The organism is Kitasatospora sp. NPDC056446, from assembly GCF_042796115.1.
Taxonomy (GTDB): Bacteria; Actinomycetota; Actinomycetes; order Streptomycetales; family Streptomycetaceae; genus Kitasatospora.
In genome coordinates this window covers 1-16,102 of record NZ_JBHTRF010000077.1, presented here as the reverse complement: position 1 = coordinate 16,102, position 16,102 = coordinate 1, and the positions used below count along the sequence as shown (strand labels likewise).

Annotated in this window: 18 protein-coding genes and 1 tRNA gene; 9 read left to right on the top strand and 10 right to left on the bottom strand. The window is 73.9% G+C overall.

Going from position 1 to position 16,102, the window contains the following annotated elements:
- Positions 1-102: 102 nt before the first annotated feature.
- The 3 genes from ACFQ6N_RS32900 to ACFQ6N_RS32890 are packed head-to-tail and all read left to right on the top strand — an operon-like array spanning position 103 to position 2,139.
- Positions 103-324: a hypothetical protein gene (locus ACFQ6N_RS32900; RefSeq protein WP_380657166.1), complete on the top strand. Its 222-nt coding sequence runs from the start codon at positions 103-105 to the stop codon at positions 322-324.
- A gap of 5 nt (positions 325-329) precedes the next feature.
- Positions 330-764, top strand: coding sequence for a retropepsin-like aspartic protease (locus tag ACFQ6N_RS32895; RefSeq protein ID WP_380657165.1), 435 nt, complete (start codon positions 330-332; stop codon positions 762-764).
- Position 765: 1 nt separating this feature from the next.
- Complete coding sequence (locus ACFQ6N_RS32890; RefSeq protein ID WP_380657163.1) at positions 766-2,139, top strand: hypothetical protein; 1,374 nt, start codon at positions 766-768, stop codon at positions 2,137-2,139.
- A 32-nt stretch (positions 2,140-2,171) separates the two neighbouring features.
- On the opposite strand, the gene ACFQ6N_RS32885 is transcribed toward ACFQ6N_RS32890, so the two are convergent.
- The 5 genes from ACFQ6N_RS32885 to ACFQ6N_RS32865 all read right to left on the bottom strand — a co-directional run bounded on the left by ACFQ6N_RS32885 (position 2,172) and on the right by ACFQ6N_RS32865 (position 6,355).
- Positions 2,172-2,411, bottom strand: coding sequence for a hypothetical protein (locus ACFQ6N_RS32885; RefSeq protein ID WP_380657161.1), 240 nt, complete (start codon positions 2,409-2,411; stop codon positions 2,172-2,174).
- Positions 2,412-2,486: 75 nt separating this feature from the next.
- Entirely contained in the window at positions 2,487-2,984 is a 498-nt protein-coding gene (locus ACFQ6N_RS32880) for a hypothetical protein (RefSeq protein ID WP_380657159.1), read from the bottom strand.
- A 136-nt stretch (positions 2,985-3,120) separates the two neighbouring features.
- Positions 3,121-4,203 (bottom strand): MerR family transcriptional regulator, encoded by a 1,083-nt coding sequence (locus ACFQ6N_RS32875; protein WP_380657158.1) that lies wholly within the window; start codon positions 4,201-4,203, stop codon positions 3,121-3,123.
- A 113-nt stretch (positions 4,204-4,316) separates the two neighbouring features.
- On the bottom strand, positions 4,317-4,997 hold the full coding sequence (locus tag ACFQ6N_RS32870) for a sigma-70 family RNA polymerase sigma factor (protein ID WP_380657156.1): 681 nt from the start codon (positions 4,995-4,997) through the stop codon (positions 4,317-4,319).
- 116 nt (positions 4,998-5,113) lie between these two features.
- Positions 5,114-6,355 (bottom strand): FAD-dependent oxidoreductase, encoded by a 1,242-nt coding sequence (locus ACFQ6N_RS32865; RefSeq protein WP_380657154.1) that lies wholly within the window; start codon positions 6,353-6,355, stop codon positions 5,114-5,116.
- Positions 6,356-6,546: 191 nt separating this feature from the next.
- Here ACFQ6N_RS32865 and ACFQ6N_RS32860 point away from each other — a divergent pair, with 191 nt between their 5' ends.
- Both ACFQ6N_RS32860 and ACFQ6N_RS32855 read left to right on the top strand, forming a co-directional pair.
- A complete protein-coding gene (locus ACFQ6N_RS32860; RefSeq protein WP_380657153.1) occupies positions 6,547-6,978 on the top strand; it encodes an SRPBCC family protein in 432 nt (143 codons plus the stop codon).
- A 364-nt stretch (positions 6,979-7,342) separates the two neighbouring features.
- Positions 7,343-7,717: a hypothetical protein gene (locus ACFQ6N_RS32855; protein ID WP_380657151.1), complete on the top strand. Its 375-nt coding sequence runs from the start codon at positions 7,343-7,345 to the stop codon at positions 7,715-7,717.
- Here ACFQ6N_RS32855 and ACFQ6N_RS32850 read toward each other — a convergent pair.
- From ACFQ6N_RS32850 to ACFQ6N_RS32840, 3 genes are all read right to left on the bottom strand, one after another.
- On the bottom strand, positions 7,704-7,883 hold the full coding sequence (locus tag ACFQ6N_RS32850) for a hypothetical protein (protein ID WP_380657150.1): 180 nt from the start codon (positions 7,881-7,883) through the stop codon (positions 7,704-7,706). The genes ACFQ6N_RS32855 and ACFQ6N_RS32850 overlap by 14 nt on opposite strands.
- A 95-nt stretch (positions 7,884-7,978) precedes the next feature.
- Positions 7,979-8,464 (bottom strand): ribonuclease domain-containing protein, encoded by a 486-nt coding sequence (locus ACFQ6N_RS32845; RefSeq protein ID WP_380657148.1) that lies wholly within the window; start codon positions 8,462-8,464, stop codon positions 7,979-7,981.
- A gap of 353 nt (positions 8,465-8,817) precedes the next feature.
- Complete coding sequence (locus ACFQ6N_RS32840; RefSeq protein WP_380657145.1) at positions 8,818-10,020, bottom strand: RICIN domain-containing protein; 1,203 nt, start codon at positions 10,018-10,020, stop codon at positions 8,818-8,820.
- Between the two features lie 484 nt (positions 10,021-10,504).
- Between ACFQ6N_RS32840 and ACFQ6N_RS32835 the strand changes: the two genes are divergently transcribed.
- A complete protein-coding gene (locus tag ACFQ6N_RS32835) occupies positions 10,505-11,176 on the top strand; it encodes a polysaccharide deacetylase family protein (RefSeq protein ID WP_380657142.1) in 672 nt (223 codons plus the stop codon).
- A gap of 62 nt (positions 11,177-11,238) precedes the next feature.
- Here ACFQ6N_RS32835 and ACFQ6N_RS32830 read toward each other — a convergent pair whose 3' ends face one another.
- The gene (locus ACFQ6N_RS32830; protein WP_380657139.1) at positions 11,239-12,048 is read right to left on the bottom strand and encodes a hypothetical protein; all 810 of its coding nucleotides are present in this window, start codon (positions 12,046-12,048) and stop codon (positions 11,239-11,241) included.
- Positions 12,049-12,242: 194 nt separating this feature from the next.
- Here ACFQ6N_RS32830 and ACFQ6N_RS32825 point away from each other — a divergent pair.
- The 3 genes from ACFQ6N_RS32825 (at position 12,243) to ACFQ6N_RS32815 (ending at position 14,783) form a co-directional block, all read left to right on the top strand.
- Positions 12,243-12,313, top strand: a tRNA-Cys gene (locus ACFQ6N_RS32825).
- A gap of 242 nt (positions 12,314-12,555) precedes the next feature.
- Entirely contained in the window at positions 12,556-13,902 is a 1,347-nt protein-coding gene (locus tag ACFQ6N_RS32820; RefSeq protein ID WP_380657136.1) for a M14 family zinc carboxypeptidase, read from the top strand.
- Positions 13,903-14,189: 287 nt separating this feature from the next.
- Entirely contained in the window at positions 14,190-14,783 is a 594-nt protein-coding gene (locus ACFQ6N_RS32815) for a class I SAM-dependent methyltransferase (protein WP_380657134.1), read from the top strand.
- A gap of 7 nt (positions 14,784-14,790) precedes the next feature.
- On the opposite strand, the gene ACFQ6N_RS32810 is transcribed toward ACFQ6N_RS32815, so the two are convergent.
- Entirely contained in the window at positions 14,791-15,924 is a 1,134-nt protein-coding gene (locus ACFQ6N_RS32810; RefSeq protein ID WP_380657131.1) for an IS630 family transposase, read from the bottom strand.
- Positions 15,925-16,102 lie beyond the last annotated feature (178 nt).

Genomic DNA, 16,102 nt, shown 5'->3' with positions numbered 1-16,102 from the left:
CGGCACGCGGGCCGCGCCGGCGGTGGCGCACCGCAGTTGGGCGACACGCCCCGCGCGGTGGCGGTACACGCACGAGCGGTCACTGCACGCGATACTCCGGGCATGCCGAGTCATCTGCCGTCCGAAGAAGCCGCATGGCTGAGCGAGAACTACGGTTCGCTGACGTACCAGCGGCGTGAGCTGCGCTCGGGCTGGGTGGCGGTTCTGGGCCCGGGCGTCGTCGACACCGATCCGGACCCGGAGGCGCTCGTCCAGCGGGTCACCAGCCGGTACGGGCCGGGACGCGCACTGTTCGCTTCGGTCGTCACGGAAAGGCTGGGCTGAGCCGGATGAGCCAGGTGACCTTCGCCTGCAACAACCACCCGTTCGTGGCGAACCCGCCCGGGACGGCAGGCGGCCAGACCGTCGCCCGTCCCTGGGTCGAGGTCGTCGCCCACGTCAACCAGCAGCAGCACCGGGTCTGGTGCCTGGTCGACACCGGCGCCGACGACACCATCCTCGACCTCGGCGCGGCCTCCGCCCTGGGGATCGTCCCCAGGCGCCTGCCCAACCAGGTCAGCGTGCGCTTCGGCAACGGGGCGAGCACCAGGTTCGGCCTGCAGCGCATCGACCTCGACTTCCTGGGGCGGACCGGAACCACGATGATCGCCGCCGACGTCCTCTTCGGCCCGGTCGCCGTTCCGCTCCTGGGCCGGTCCGCACTCCTCCAGGCCGGCACCGGCCTGGAGGCCGGCTTCGAATCCGCACGCTGGCAGCACACCTGACATGCGCGCACGATGGTGGACATCACTGGCACTCCTGGCCCTGCTCGCCGTCGCGACCGCCCCTGCGATGGCCGCGGTCCCGGTGCCGGAGCCGTCCGGGACGCCCAAACTGACGCTGCACGCGACGACGGGCACGGGGACCGAGAGCCGCACCTACCTCCTGCTGGCCTCCGGCCCACCGCCCGCCAATGAGAGCCTGCTGGTGGACGAACAGGGCCGGCACCCCGTCCGCGCGATCGTGACGGCCGAGGCGGGAACGGCCTGCACCACCGGCGCACCGCGGCCGACCGGCCTGGGAACCGACCCGTGGTGCGTCCACCTGACGGGAGTCGCGGCGGGCAAGAGCGTCTCCGGCAAGCTCGCCGGGCCGGGCGGCACCGTCGCCCTGGCCCTGGTCGCACGTCAGGGCATCTACCCGCCCCTCGTCGCCGCCCTCCTCACCCTCGTCGCAGCCGTGTTCACCGCCTGGGCCGCCTCACAAGGGCTGCCCAGACTGATGGACAGCCGGCTGCTCCGGCGGGAGAGGCGCAAGTGCGCGGGCATCGACGGAATGCAGCAGTGGGCGACCGACGCCGCCAAGGGCCGCCTCGCCACCGCCGACATCGTGGCCCGCATGCGCTGGGCCCGACGATTCGGCCAGGCCCAGGTCAGGGCCACCCGCGCCGACCTCGCCGGCAAGCTCACGGCACTGCCGGACTGCCCGCTGCGCGCCAACAGCCAGGCGGAGGTCGACCGGGGCGACGACGTCACCCGCGCGGACCTGCTCACCGACGGCGGCGCGCGGGCGGACAACGCCGCCGAACACCTGCTGCAACTGGTCGAACAGGCCACGGAAGGGCTGGAAGGGTTCCTCGAAGTCGCCGACTCCCTCATCGACCGGATCCCCGCAGCCCTGCCCGCGCGGGCCGAGGCCGTGGGGCTCAGATCGGACGGGGCGGACCTCGCGGAGGCCTACCTCTCCGCCTTCACCATCGACGACTACCTCGCCGGTCTGCGGGACTACCTGTCCACCATCGAGGACAAGGTCCGGGCGGCCGGGGTCACGCCGCTCCCGACCCACACCGCCTTCGCGGGACCGGCACTGTTCGCCGCCGGCACCCGCGCCTCCCTCACCGCCGCCGGACGGCGCGTCCAGACGGCCACCGCGACCCTCGTCCGCGCATCGGCCGCGTTCGGTGCCGTCCTCCTGCTCACCGGCGCCCTCATGGTCGTCGCCGTGGGCGGGGTCCTGGTCGCCCAGTACCTGCCGAACCCCACGTTCGGCACCTTCAACGACTACGCGACGCTCACCGTCACGGCGTTCGGATCCGCCCAGATCGCGGCGATCCTCGCGGCCCTGATCCAGCTCAAGGGCCCGGCGGACTGGTACGGCTGAGCACTGCGGGAGCAACCCACCGCACCGCGCGCTCAGTCGCGCGGTGTGCAAGCGCCGAGGAGGACCCGCTCGACCAGCTCCTCGTAGCCGATGCCCACGGCCGCGGCCATCAGCGGGAGGGTGGCCGTACGGCGCAGCGCCGGCAGGGTGTTGAGTTCGAGCCAGTGGAAGCGCCCGTCCGGTCCGACCGAAACCCGTCGCCGGGGAGCGGTCGCGTTCGCGGCTCGTTCCCCCGGTGAGGACGCCGACGACGGTGCCGGCGGGCCGGTCACGGTCGGCCCGGGGTGTGTCACCGGCGGCGGACAGCGCCGCCGGTGACGGGCACTCGGCCGGGCTCGGCCCCTACCTCACGCGACCGTGATCGTGAACGGCGCGTTGTTGTTCGCCGGGGCGGGGTCGTCCGGGCTGGTCACCGTCACTTCGCCGGTCATGACGGTGCCGGGCGGGTTCCCGTCCCTGATCCGGACCGGGACCACGGCGGTGACCGTCCCGCCGGGCTTCAGGCCGGCCGGGAAGTCGCAGCTCACGCTGTGGCCACCCATCCCGGGCCGGCAACTGCTCGGGTAGAACGGCGGCACGGCGAAGCTCTCGCGGGGGAACTCGAAGGTCACGGTGAACGGGTTGGCGGTGGCCTCGGGCCCGTCGTTGACGACGAAGCCGGCGACGCTGGTGTCACCGCCCGCCGGAGCGGGCTGCGGCTGCCCCACCGCCAGTCTCAGATGCGAGTCGGAGGCCGGGGCGGCGTCGGAGGCCGCGGCCGCCGTGAGCGGCGACAGGGCGACGCCGAGCACGGTGACGGCGGTCAGCAGGAGCCGTGGCGAACGGAGAGGGGAACGGAGGAGCATGCGACACCATCCTGGGAGTTCCGGATCTGCGGCGGACCCTCGCATCATGCGCAAACGAACCACCCCGGCACCGCGAGCACGCCGAGCACCTGCCCCGTACGGATGAGCCGGATCCGGTGGCGGCCGGGCACGGGCCTCAGCCCGTGACCGCCTGTTCGAGGAGATCGACGGCGTCAGCGAGGGTGCGGGGACCGGCCGTACCCGCCGAGGGCCGGTTGCGGGCCCAGCCCGGTCCGGCGGCCACCACCGTCGCCCGGCCGCGGGAGCCGCGCGGACCCCAGGTGCTGCCGACGACCTGACGCACCAGCCCGCTGTCCGCGGTGCGCTGGTCCTGTGACCAGATCATCACGGCGCCCGGGCCGAGGCGGTGGACGGCGTCGAGCAGCGCCCGGGGCGGGACGGCCGCGCCCAGCATCCGGAACGGCAGGGCGCGCTCGGTCAACGCCGCGGCCGTGGCTTCGAGCGGGAGGGTGTGCAGTTCGGCGGGCGTCGCCGCCAGCAGGACGGGCGGCACCGGCCGGGCCGTGACGGCCTCCACCGCCACGCACCGCAGGACGGTGGAGACGTGCCAGGACAGCAGGTGCTCGACCTCGACGTACTGCTCACCGTCCGCCGCCCATGTGCGGCCCGCGGCGCGCAGGGCGGGCATCATGACCTCCGTCCAGGCGTCGATCACCCCGAGCGTCCGGACCGCTCCGCTGAGGATCCTGGCGACCTCCGGGGCATCGAGCCGGACCGCTGCCCTGGCCAGGCCCCGGCATTCGGGGCTCACCGCGCCGACCCGCAAGGCACGGCTCCCACCCGGGCCCCGCCCGGCGGGGACGCCACCGGCGGGGCCGCTGCCACGGTCCGCCGCGCCGCGCTCGGCCAGCACGGCACGGGCGGCCTCACCCGGCGGTACCCCACGGGCCGTCAGACGGCACATGGCCTCCAGGACGGCGATGTCCTGCGGGCTCCAGCGGCGGTGGTGTCCGGCCTCACGCTCGGCCGGGCCGATGCCGTAGCGGCGTTCCCACGAGCGGACCGTGGTGGGTGACACGCCCAGGCGTCGGGCCACACCCCCGGTCGGCAGGCCCACGTCCTCCGGGGCGCCCCGGGCCCCGGGCCAGCCGCCGCCGCCGCTCGGTTCGGTGCCCGGTCCGGCATCGTGCCCAGTGTCGTGCCCGGTGTCGTGCCCAGCGTCGTGCCCGGTGTCGTGCCCGACCGGCGACGTCACCATCCTGCGGTCCTCCCTGCGGTGAAGCCCACGCGGCACGCCACCCCGGCGGCGATCACCAGCCTCCCACGGTCGGGGGTGTTCCGGGCACGGCCCGGGCACCCGCCCGGCTTCCGTCATCGTCCCGCTCCCGCCCCGTGGCCGGACCCCGTGCGCGACCCGACCTGTCCCTCCGTGGTACGCGGCTGGTCGGGGACGAGCGCGAGGGCCGTCCTCAGCCGGGCCAGGCCGTCACGGATCCGGGTCTTGACCGTGCCCAGGGGCACGTCCAGCAGGTGCCCGATCTCCCGTTGCGAGTACCCGCCGTAGTAGGCCAGCACGACGGCCTCGCGCTGCGCCCTGCTCAGGCCCGCGAGCGCGGCCCTGACCCGCCGGCGGTCCAGCGAACGGACCGCCTGCTCGTCCGGTGGATCGCCCTCGACCGGTTCCCCGAGCGCGGTGCGCCGGTCGCGTTCGGTGGCGGCCCGGGCGGAGCGGACACGGTCCACGGCCCGGTGGTGCGCGATGGTCAGCACCCACGTCATCACCGACCCGCGCTCGGGCCGGTAGGCCGCGGCGGTGCGCCACACCTCCAGCAGGACCTCCTGGGCGACCTCCTCCGCGTGCACGGGACTGCACACCGTGCGCAGCGCGACCCCGTACACCGGCCCGGAGACCGCACGGTAGAGCCGTTCGAACGCCGCTTCGTCGCCGCGTGCCGAGAGCGCCAGGAGACGGCGCAGGTCCCCGGCCGCCGGCCCGGGCCTGCCGGCGGCGGCGGGGGGTGCGTCGACACGGAGTCGCGTACGGGAGGTCACATCGCCACGGTGCAGCGATTCGGTCCGGACAGCACAGTCGAAGCGTTTGTGCAGCGTTTTGCCGGGACGCATCGGAACGCATCAGGATGCACCGCACCGCCCGCGCGGGCCCGGGGTCACCGGCCCGGATCGGCCAGATCGGCCAGGACCTCCCGGGCGGCCCGCGCGCCGGAGGCCAGCGCCCCCTGCGCCGAGGCCGTGGCGCGGTGGTCCCCGCACACGTGACGGCCCGGCGCGAAACGCGTGGTCCGGCTGAGCGGGAGCGGCGGCGGCCCGGCCGGCAGCGCCTCGGCGATGCGGTACTCGGCCAGCGGCTCCCAGGCAGAGGTGTCCGCCCCGTACAACACGCCGGCCCGCGTCCGGGCCGCCCGCTCGTCCGCGTCCGTCCCCAGGACCGAGGTCGACACCAGCGCCCGCCCGTCCGGGGAGCAGCCGGGGACGACCTCGGACAGGACCACCGTGTTCAGCACCTGCCGGGCCGCGTCCACGACGAGCGTCGGCTCGCGCAACGGGCTGACCGGCGCCGCGTGGTAGAACGTCGTCACCGCCCGCGCCGCCGGTACCTCCAGCCCCGGCAGCAGGCGGGCGGCCTGCGCCATCCCGGTCGCCACCACGACCGCGCGGGCCCGCACGGCCGAGCCGTCGGCGAGTGCCACCCCGTCCGCCGTCACCCGCTCCACCGGCGCGCCGCACACCAGCCGGCCCTGCGGCAGCCGGGCCGCCAGCTGTCGCGGGACGGCTCCGATGCCGTCCTGCGGCAGGCAGAGGGTCCCGCGCAGCATGCTGCGCCACACCAGGTGGAACAACCGGCTGGAGGTCTCCAGCCGGTCCTCCAGGAACACCCCGGCCAGGAACGGGCCGAGCACCTCGTCGACGGTGCGCCGCGACACCCCGGCCCGCCGCAGCGCCCGGCCGGTGCCGGTCTCCGGCAGCCGCTTGAGCACGGCGGCGGGCAGCGCCGCGTCACCCGCCGCCAGCAGCCCCAGCGCGGCCAGGTCGCGCAGCGGCAGCAGCCTGCCGGGCAGGAGGTCACGGCCCTGGCCCGGGCGCCGGGTCGGATCGACCATGCGGCGGAAGCCGTGCCCGTCGGCGAGCAGGAACCCGGGGGTGAACGGGCGCAGCCCCAGCGTGCCCAGCTCCAGGCGGCGCCTGACCTGCGGGTAGGAGGTGTTGAACACCTGGAAGCCTCGGTCGAGGCGGAACCCCCGGACCAGGTCGGTGCGCATCCGTCCGCCCACGTCGGCGGCGGCCTCCACGACCAGGACGTCCCGGCCGGCCGCCGTCAGGTCCAGCGCGCAGGCGAGGCCTGCCAGGCCCGCCCCGGCCACGACGACCTCGGTCACGGTGCTCCGGCTCATCGCGCTCCGCCTTTCCCGGGACGGCCCCGGCCTGGTCCGCGGTCCGTTCCCGACCTGTTCGGAGACGGGCGGGGAAGCGGATTGGAACCGGCACGGAAGAACCCGCCGCGGGCTGCCATCCGAGGACGCGTCCGCGACGAAGAAGAGGTGTCGGCCCGCGGACACGGCGGGCCACGCGGAAGGGAGAGCCGATGGTCAGCGTGGAGCGCACCGTGCTCGTCGACCGGCCGGCCGGGGAGGTCCTGCGCTACCTGGCGGACTTCGGGAACACGACGCAGTGGGATCCGGGCACCGAGAGCTGCGCGCGCCTGGACGACGGCCCGGTGGCGGAAGGGGCGTGCTGGCTCAACGTCTCGCGCTTCAGGGGGCGGCGCGCCGAACTCTCCTACCGCCTGGAGCGGTACGGGCCCGACCGGTTGGTGTTCGTCGGACGCGGCCGCAGCGTCAGGGCCACGGACGACATCACGGTCCGGGCGTCGGACGGTCGCACCGTCCTGGTCTACCGCGCGCGGCTGCGGTTCAACGGCCCGGCGCGGCTTGCCGCCCCCTTCCTGCGGGCCGAGTTCGAACGCCTCGCGGACGCGGTGGCGCTGCGGCTGCCCGTGGTGCTGGCGGGACCGTGACCGGTGGTGGCGGGCGGCCGGCGGGGCCGGTGTCCCGCTGTCCCGGTATTTCGCCGACTGCCCTGCGGGGACTGCCGGGCAGCCGGACAGCCGGGTCGGGAAGGTGGTGGAGGTCGGTGGGTCACGGTGTCCGGTGCCCCGAGGGCGGCGGGGGCTGCGCGCCGGTTCGGGGTGCGCGATGAGCGGCGCCCGGGGCGAGCCGGGCACGGGCGAGGGCGTACGGGGCCCCGGCAGAGATCGCGGGCGACGGGCGACGCCGCCGCGCCCCCGCCCGGCTTGCCCCGGCCCCGGCCGCGGTGGCAGGGTCAGGCGCCACGGGCCGGGGTAGCCGCGCCCCGAGCCCGACGGCCGGAGGAGCGCAGTCATGACGGAGTCCGGTCCCGAACCGGCGCCGGCGGCCCCGGCCGACGTGGCGCGGGCCCGCGCCGAGGTCCCCCTGCCGCTGCCGGCTCCCCTGCTCGCCCTGTGGGCCGTGCGCGACGGCCTGCTCACCGACTCCGGCACCGCCGTGTACCCGGCCGGGTGCCTCGGCGAGCGCAACGCCACCTACGAAGTCGCCCTGTACGCACCGGGCTTCGTCCTCGTCGGCGACGACAGCGGCGGCCGCGGGTTCCTCCTGCGCGCCGGCGATCCACGGTCCGCCGTGTTCTCCTCGGACCTCGGCGACCTCGGTCCGGAGGGCTTCGAGGTCGAGTCCCCGGACTTCGCCTCCTGGATCGACCGGATCAGCCGCCCGTAGCGCGGGCGCGGCGCAGGACCGGCAGCGCGGCCGTCCCGGCGGCCACTGCCAGGGCGAGGAGCGCGACGGCGAGCACCAGGACCATCAGGGCCCCGGTGACGACCAGCGGCCGGTTCACCGCCCGCATCCGCCGCGCCAGCTCCGCGGACCCGCATACCGGCGTCATAGAACGATCCCTTTCTCGTACGGCTGCTCCGGCGCGCGGCGCGGAACCACAGCGGGCCCCCGGGCCCGGGCTACCGGGCCGGGGGCGGGGTGGGGTCAGCAGCCGCCGTCGATCTCACGGAAGTTGGCGTAGTGGTCGCCGGAGTACCAGACCTGGGCGGTGTTCTCGTCCCGGACCAACCGCTCGGCGTCGCGGTGGGTGGTCGGCGTGGGACGCGGGTTGACGTCGTACTCGTGGTAGGCGCCGCCGTGCGGCAGGTCACCGCTGCGGTTGCCGTACGGGTTGGAGCCGCGGATGTAATCGCCGTCCGGGATGCGGTAGTCGACCGGCTGTGCGTTGGTGGGCCAGCCCAGGTCCCCCCAGATCGCGCAGGCCCGGGCGACCTGCTCGGGGAAGGCGTCCACGGGCAGCGGCGGCTGGAGGACCGCGGCCGGGGCGAGGGCGGCGTGCGCGGGGGCGCTCCAGGCCACGGCCGTGGCGCCGGGCAGGGTCGCCAGGGCGAGCGAGAGCGCCAGGGCGGCCTTGGCGAGCCGGCCGCGCGCCGTACGGCGGACGCCTGGTGCGGTCTGGGGAACGGTCATTCGGGTACCTGCCTTCATGAAGGTCCCCGAGCTGCCGTCGGCTGCCCCGGGGACCGGGCTGTCAGGCCCGGAACCCCGCCCGCGCGCCACGACGCCCTGCCTTCAGCGGCTGGTCACGGTGATCGCCGGACAGGGGCCCGGCCCGTCACTGGTGTCAGCGGCCAGCGAATCGGCTCCCGGGCCGCGTCACCCGACGGGCGCGCCGCACCGACGACCTGTTCACCTTCCTGGCCCATCCCAGCCGCCGCCCACCCGACTGCCCCCGGTCGGTCGGCGGCCCGGTTGTCGTCCACGACGGTCGCACCCCGGCCCGGGCGGGTGCCGGGCCGGGGCGCGGTGTGCGGGGGTGACCGCTACTGGAGCCTCCACTGCTGGTTCCAGGCGTTGTCACAGGTCCAGACGCCGAGCGCCTTGGCGTCCTCGTCGTAGGTCAGGCAGTCCTGGTCGGTGATCCGGATCTGGTACCGGCCGCCGCCGGCGTCGACGAGCTGCCACTTCTGCGCGTCGGCGCCGGTCCACGGCTTGGCCTCGGCGAGGAAGGTCTTGGTGTTCTCGGTCAGCGCGAGGCCGGAGGCGGCGCTGGTGATCTTGTACCGGCCGTTGCCCGCCGGGCTGAACTGCCAGGCGGAGTTCTTGGCGCCGCTGGCGCCGGCCAGGAGCGAGGAGCCCGTGACCACCGGGCCCCGGCCGTTCTTCACGGTGGGGTGCCGCAGCCCGGCGATGCCGGCACCGCCGCCGCCCTTGCCGCCACCGCCCTTGCCGCCGCCCTGGTGTGCGGGGACGGCCGGGGTGGCGCCGGTGTCGCCGCCGTCTCCGCCGTCGTCACTGCCGTCGTCGTCACCGTCGTCGCCGTCATCGCCGCCGTGCATGGGGATGCCGGGGGTGCCCGGGGTGTCGGTGATCGGGGTGCCGCCGCCCTTGGGGACGCCGGGGACCGTGATGTCGCGGGCGGGGAAGTGGATGATCCGCTTGCTGTCGACGCAGCGGATCAGCACGCAGGACCTGGTGGTGCTCACCGTCCGGTCGGAGTCGGAGCCGACGAAGGCCCAGTTCCCGTACCCGCCGTCGCCCTTGTTGGTGAAGGTCGAGTCACCCGCGAAGACCCAGATGCGGAAGTCGTCGTAGCCGGCCGGGCCGCCCTGCGAGTCGTGGTGCTGCAGCTTGACGGTGGTGTCGACCAGCACCCCGTTCATGTTCGCCTCGTAGACGTTGCGGAACCAGACGGTGTCGTAGAGGTCGGTTCCGTCGTACTTGAACACCATGACGTTGTAGCCGGGGGCCAAGGCGCTCAGTTGACCGGCCATCCCCTGGGTGAACGCGGCGTTGTCGGCCTGCGCCTGGAGGGCCGCGCTGCGGAAGCCGCCGATCATGGCACCGATGGAGTTGATCAGGGCCGTGGTGCAGTTGCCGCCGCCCACGCTGCTCTGGCCGTCGCAGTCGGCCGCGGCGGCATGCTGCGGCGAGACCATCAGGCCCGCGACGGTCAGGCCCGACAACAGGGCGCCGGCGACGGCCCGTTGGGCGAGCGTATGGGACCTGCGGGAGAGTGCGCGCATGCCGAAGTACCTCGATGACTGGGAGTGGTGGAGTCGTCCGCGGGGCGGAGACGATGCTCGGATGCTAGGTCCGCCCGGACGCCGCGCCCCCGGTTCCTGACACCTTCCTGACAGCTCCCTGATGGATCACTGACGGATGGGCGCCGACGGATCACCGGCGAACTGCCCGCGGGCCGCGACCGGGGGTCGAATGCTTGGTTCGCATGGATACAGTCGCACACGCATCCGGTGCTCCACCGATTTTCCTCATTCCCGGCCAGGCCTTCGCCGGCCGACTTCCGCACGGGCATCCGGGTGAAATGGTGCGGATTCGCCTGGCGCGAATGGAAGCCGGGTACGACGCTGCCAGAATGCAATTTCCCTGAGGGCCACCTGCACAGGCGGTGCCACCGGACAGCGGGAGCAGAACGTGCGAATCATCCAACCACGCAGAAGCCCGGAGAAGACGCCCGGCACAGGTGCGGGGCGCCTCCCCTGGACGCTGATGTACCACTCGGTGGCGTCGACGAATGAGGACCCCTATCTGATCACCGTCGACCCCGCGCGGTTCCGCCGCCAGCTGCGCTGGCTGTCCGCCTGCGGGCTGCGCGGGGTGTCGGTGGGCGCCCTGATGCGCGCCCACCGGGACGGCACCGCCGCGGGCATGGTGGGGCTGAGCTTCGACGACGGGTACCGCGACTTCGTGGAGGAGGCCATGCCCGCACTCGCGGAGCACGGCTTCACGGCGACGGTCTACGTGGTGGCCGACCGGCTGGGCGGCTACAACGACTGGGACCGGCAGGGCCCGCGCAAGCCGCTCATGACGGCGCACCACGTCCGCGAAGCCGCTGCCACCGGGCTGGAGATCGGCTCGCACGGGCTGACGCACCAGCGGCTGGCCGGCCTCGGCGCTCGGGACCTGGCGGCCCAGGTCGCCGACAGCCGCCACGTGCTGGAGGACCTCACCGGCCGGGCCGTCGAAGGGTTCTGCTACCCCTACGGCTCCCTCGACACCGCCGCCGTGGAGGCGGTGGCACTGGCCGGCTACGGGTACGGGTGCGCGGTCAGCCCCGGGGCCCACAGCGGGGTGTACGCGATCCCCCGCTGCTACGTCGGCGACCGGGACGGGCCGCTGCACCTGACCGCGAAGCTGGTGCGCGACCGCTGGCGGCGCTGACAGCAGACGAGAACCGGCCGGGCGCTCGCCGTGCCCGGCCGGTCAAGGGAGTGCTCGCCTGTTCAGTGGGCAGTGGCGGGTTCCAGGTGCAGCCAGGACTCGTGCCAGAGCAGGGCGCAGCGGCGGTCGCAGCCGGTGGCGAGCGGCTCACCGCCGCAGCGCAGGCCGTCGAGGATGAACCAGCGCCCCCTGGTGGGGTGCTGCCACCAGGCGAGGGAGCGGTGGTGCAGTTCGGCGGCGCCGTGGCGGGTGCCCGCGTGGTGCTCCATGCCCGGCTGGAAGGGGACGCCGTCCAGTCGCCCGTCGGGGCCGAGGGTCGCCTGGATCTCCGCGAGGCTGCGCACGGTCGCCTGTAGGGCGGCGGGCCGGGCGGCGGGGGTCGGCGCGGTGGCGGGCTCCAGCCATTCGTCGCGGAACAGCAGTGCGCAGTCCATTCCGCAGCCCTGCGTCCCGTCGGCGCCGTGGCAGGTGGCGCCGGCCAGGGCGACGGTGCCCGACAGGCGGCGCATGCGGTAGTGGTCGTCGACCATGCGGCGCACGATGCGCTCGACCCGGTAGACGCCGCCGCAGAACGACCACTGGCTGTGGGTGAACCACAGGCCGCGGTGGCGGTCCTTGGCGTCGAGAGTGGCCCGCACCGTGGCCTCGTCCTTCACCCGGACCCAGTCGCCCTCGGCGAAGCGGGAGGGGCGGCCGGGCGCCGGGACCTCGGCACGGCGCTCACGCAGGCCTTCCCGGGCGATCCGGGCGCGGCGCACGACACCGAGCGGGGGGATGTCGCGCAGGGGCAGGCTCTTGTACTGGCACAGGTTCGCGGCGGTCCCGCAGCGCGGCTCCGTGGTACGGGTGGACCATGATTCCTCGACGGCCATCAGTGAAATCCCATCGGGTCGGAGATATCGGCACAGGCTAGCGCACCACGACTTTTCCACGCTGGCCCGCCGGACCCTGTCGGCGCCATGTCGGGAGAAATATCACTAGACGCATTAAGAGCCTCCTGGAGTGAAGAACGACCGGCTTCATGGATTCCCTGTTCATGCTCGTGTAATGTTTGCACCGTTGTCCCGGTGGAGTGGCCGAGTGGCGAGGCAACGGCTTGCAGGGCCGTTTAGACGGGTTCGATTCCTGTCTCCACCTCTTCTTTTTCCGATGCCGTCGATATCTTTTCCCAGGCGGCTCCGAAATTTATTTCCGGTGGTTTCCGGTGGTTTCCGGCGGTTTCCGGCGGTTTCCGGCGGCGCGTAGGCACAGTGGCCGCGCCGGCCGAGCACATCCTCGAAGGGGCCCGGCACCGTCCATCGGAGGCCATGATGGCTCTCGGCGGCCCCAGGAGGGACCGCCCGGCAGGCCGGGACGGGCACGGCACCGGGGAGGGCTCCATGGTCACCACGTTCACCGACGCTTCGACCACCGCGGGCAGGGCCGTGCTCGCCGACCGCTACCCCGCGCTGGACGAACTCGCCGACGCCGCCCACCGGTTGGCCGCCCGGCACCCCGGCCTGTGCGCCGTACGCACCCTCGGAACCTCCCGCGCCGGGCGCCCCCTGCTGCTCCTGACCATCGGCCGCGCCGACGACCACGTGCTGGTCGTCTCCGGCGCCCACGCCGACGAGTTCTCCGCCCGCGCGAGCGTCCTCGAACTGGCCCACCGCGTCCTGGCCCGGCCCGCCCTGCACGCCACCGTCAGCTGGCACCTCCTGCTCTGCCTCGACCCCGACGGCACACACCTGGCCGAAGCCGCCCGCCACGCCCGCACCCTGCCCGCGTACTTCGCGACGTTCTTCCGCCCGGCCGCCGAGGAACAGCCGGAATGGGCCCCGGCCCTCGGCGCCGCCCTGCCCGAGAGCCGCATCCTTCTCGACCTGATCGACGAACTCCGCCCCCGCCTGCAGTTCTCCCTCCACTCCACCGACGTCGGCGGCACCTTCGTCCAGGCCACCCGCGACCTGCCCGGCCTCGCCGAACCCTTCTCCCAGTCCGCCGCCGCCCTCGGCATCCCGGTCGACTCCGGCTCCTTCGACACGTTCTGGCTGCGGGAGCCCGGCCCGGGCGTGTTCGTCATGGACGCCGGCGACATCGACCGGCAGGAGAGCACCACCGGCATGCTGCCGGTGCCCGGGAACCCGGAGGGCGAGCAGGCCGCCACCGGGGCGGGCGTCCGGGCCACGTCCTGGTTCGCCCCGCAACGCCACGGCGGCGACACCCTCATCGTCGAAGTCCCCGTCTGGGCCGCCCACGACGACCCGACCCGCCCGACCCCCGACGCCCGCACCCACCTGACCACCCGCGCCGACCGGCTCCGCCGCCACGGCCGCCGGATCACCGAACTCCTCGACACCGCCGGGCCCCACCTCACCGACACGCCCCTGCTGCGCGCCGCACGCACCCCGCTGACCGCCCTGCGCAGTCTCGCCGACCAGTGGGACCCCCGCACCGGCGGCGAACCACTCCTGCGGCCCGGCCTCATGACCCCCGCCCGCCTCGACGGCATCGACCTGTGGACCCACCGCCTGCCGGTCCGCACCGCCGCCCTGCTGCGCCGCGCCCTCGGCCCGGCCGCCGGGCCCACCGCACCCGTCGCCGACCGGCTCGACACACTGCTGCGGGACTGGACCGCCCGGTACGAGCAACGCTTCCGGCCCGCGTGGATCCCGGTCGCGCACCAGGCCGCCCACCAGGCGAACACCGTCCTGGCCGCCGTGGCCCTCGGCCTACGCACGCCGTGACGTGCGGGACGTGAGGTACGCGCCGGGAGCACCCGCTCCTGGTCGGGCAGCGGCCGGCCTCCCGGGGCTTCGGGGGTCGCGCATGCCGCCGTGGCGCGGGTGGCGCCACGGGCCGGCCCCGGGAGCACGCCCGGACGGCGAACTCCCGGCCGGCGGCACCGGCCCGCCTCTCGGAGGGAGGCCGGGGCCGTCGGGCGGACGGCTCCGACGCGCTGACCAGCGGCGGTGTCGCCGTAGGATTGCGAGACATGGACAGGATCACGCCGCCCCACGGAAAGCTCGTACCGATGACGACGCGGCGGACCCGCTGGCAGGAGGCGGGGCAGAGCGGGAACTTCGGCAAGCGGTTCGCCGACCTCATCTCCGCCGGAAAGGACGTCGACGGTGAGGCCCGGCTCGCCGACACGCTCCTGCCGCGCGGCGCCCGGGTGCTCGACGCCGGTGCCGGCATGGGCCGGGTCGCCGCCGCGCTCCTGCGGCGAGGACACGAGGTGGTCGCGATCGAGCCGGACGAGGCCCTCGTCCGGCAGGCCCGGGAGACCTACCCCGGGCTGTCGATCGAGGAACGCGACATCCTCGGCCTCGGCCCCCACGACGGCCCGTTCGACCTGGTCGTCTGCGTGGGCAACGTCCTCGTCTACCTGGCCGAGGGCACGGAACGCAGGGCGCTGGCCGCGATGCGCGACGTGCTCGGCGAGAACGGCCGGATCCTGGTCGGCTTCCACCTGCAGGACCCGCCGCCGAACGCCCGCACCTACCCGGCGGCGGAGTTCGAGGCCGACCTGGCCGCCGCCGGACTGCGCGTCGACCTGCGGGCGGGCAGCTACGAGCTGCACCCCGCGAACGACGCCTACGGCGTCTGGGTCCTGAGCCGCAGCTAGTGCCGCATCAGGCAACGTTTGCCCTGGTGACGATGCCGCGTAGGCGTTCGTCGGTGGCGTGCTTGTTCCGCCAGATGATGTAGCGGCGGATCATGCTGCCCTGCTCCTTGTGGCTGGCATGGTCGGTGCCGTCGAGAGCGAAGTAGCGCAGGGCCGTGAACTGGGCCTCGATACGGTTGAGCCACGAGCTGTTGGTCGGGGTGTAGGCGATCTCCACGTTGTTCGCCGTCGCCCATGTACCGACCCGTTGACATCGCTTCGTGGTCAGGTGCGGCGAGTAGTTGTCGACCACGATCGCGATGCGCACGTCCACGGGGTGCAGTGAGCGCAGGTAGCGGCAGAACTCCAGGAACTTCGAGCGGTTCTTGGTCTTCTTGATGTGGCCGTAGAGCTGGTCCTTGGCGAGGTCATAGGCGGCGAACAGATGCCGGACCCCGTGCGGGCGGGTGTAGGTCGCCCGCCTGCGCGGGCGGGGACCGCGCTCGGGGTCCTTGTGTCGGCCCCCGCGTTCGGCCCACTGCCGGCCGGGGTGTGGCTGGAGGTTGAGCGGCCCGAACTCGTCCATGCAGAAGACGACTTCGGGCTCGCCTTCCTCGGGTATGACTTCGCCGTCGGCGATCGCGTAGAGGTGCTCGACCCGGGCCTTCTTGGCCGCGTAGTCGGGGTCGCGGGAGGTCTTCCAGGTCTTCACGCGTTGAAAGGAGACGCCCTCCTCTCGGAGCAGGACCCGAAGGCCCTCGTGGCTGATGTCGTCGACCACCCCCTCGGCGACCAGGAAGTCGGCCAGCTTGGCCAGGCTCCAGGTCGAGAAGGGCAGGCCGTGCTCGGCCGGCTTGGACTTGGCGATCTTCTTGATCTCACGGCGCTCTGGCAACGTGAACGTCCTCGGGCGCCCGCCCTTGTACTTCGGGTAGAGCGAGTCGAAGCCGTCGGCGTTGAAGTTGTGGATCACGTCCCGGACCCGGTCCGGGCTGGTGAACGTCACCTCGGCGATCTTCGCGACCGGCATGCGCTGGGCGGACAGCAGCACCATCTGGGCCCGCCGCCAGGTCACCACCGACCCGGTGCCCCGGCGGACGATCCGCAGCAGCCGTCTGCCCTCGTCGTCATCGATCTCACGGACCTGCACGCGTTCAGCCACCTGATCATTCTGACGGTCCGGTGCCGCCAGGCACAGCAACCGGGCGGCACTTCACGACGGGGCGAACGTTGCCTGATGCGGCACTAGGGCGCGTATTTGGTTGTGATCAATGGACGGTGCTGGTGAGGTCCTTGATCCAGATCATCGCGCCGCGAAGGTGGAGGCCGGCGAGGTAGCT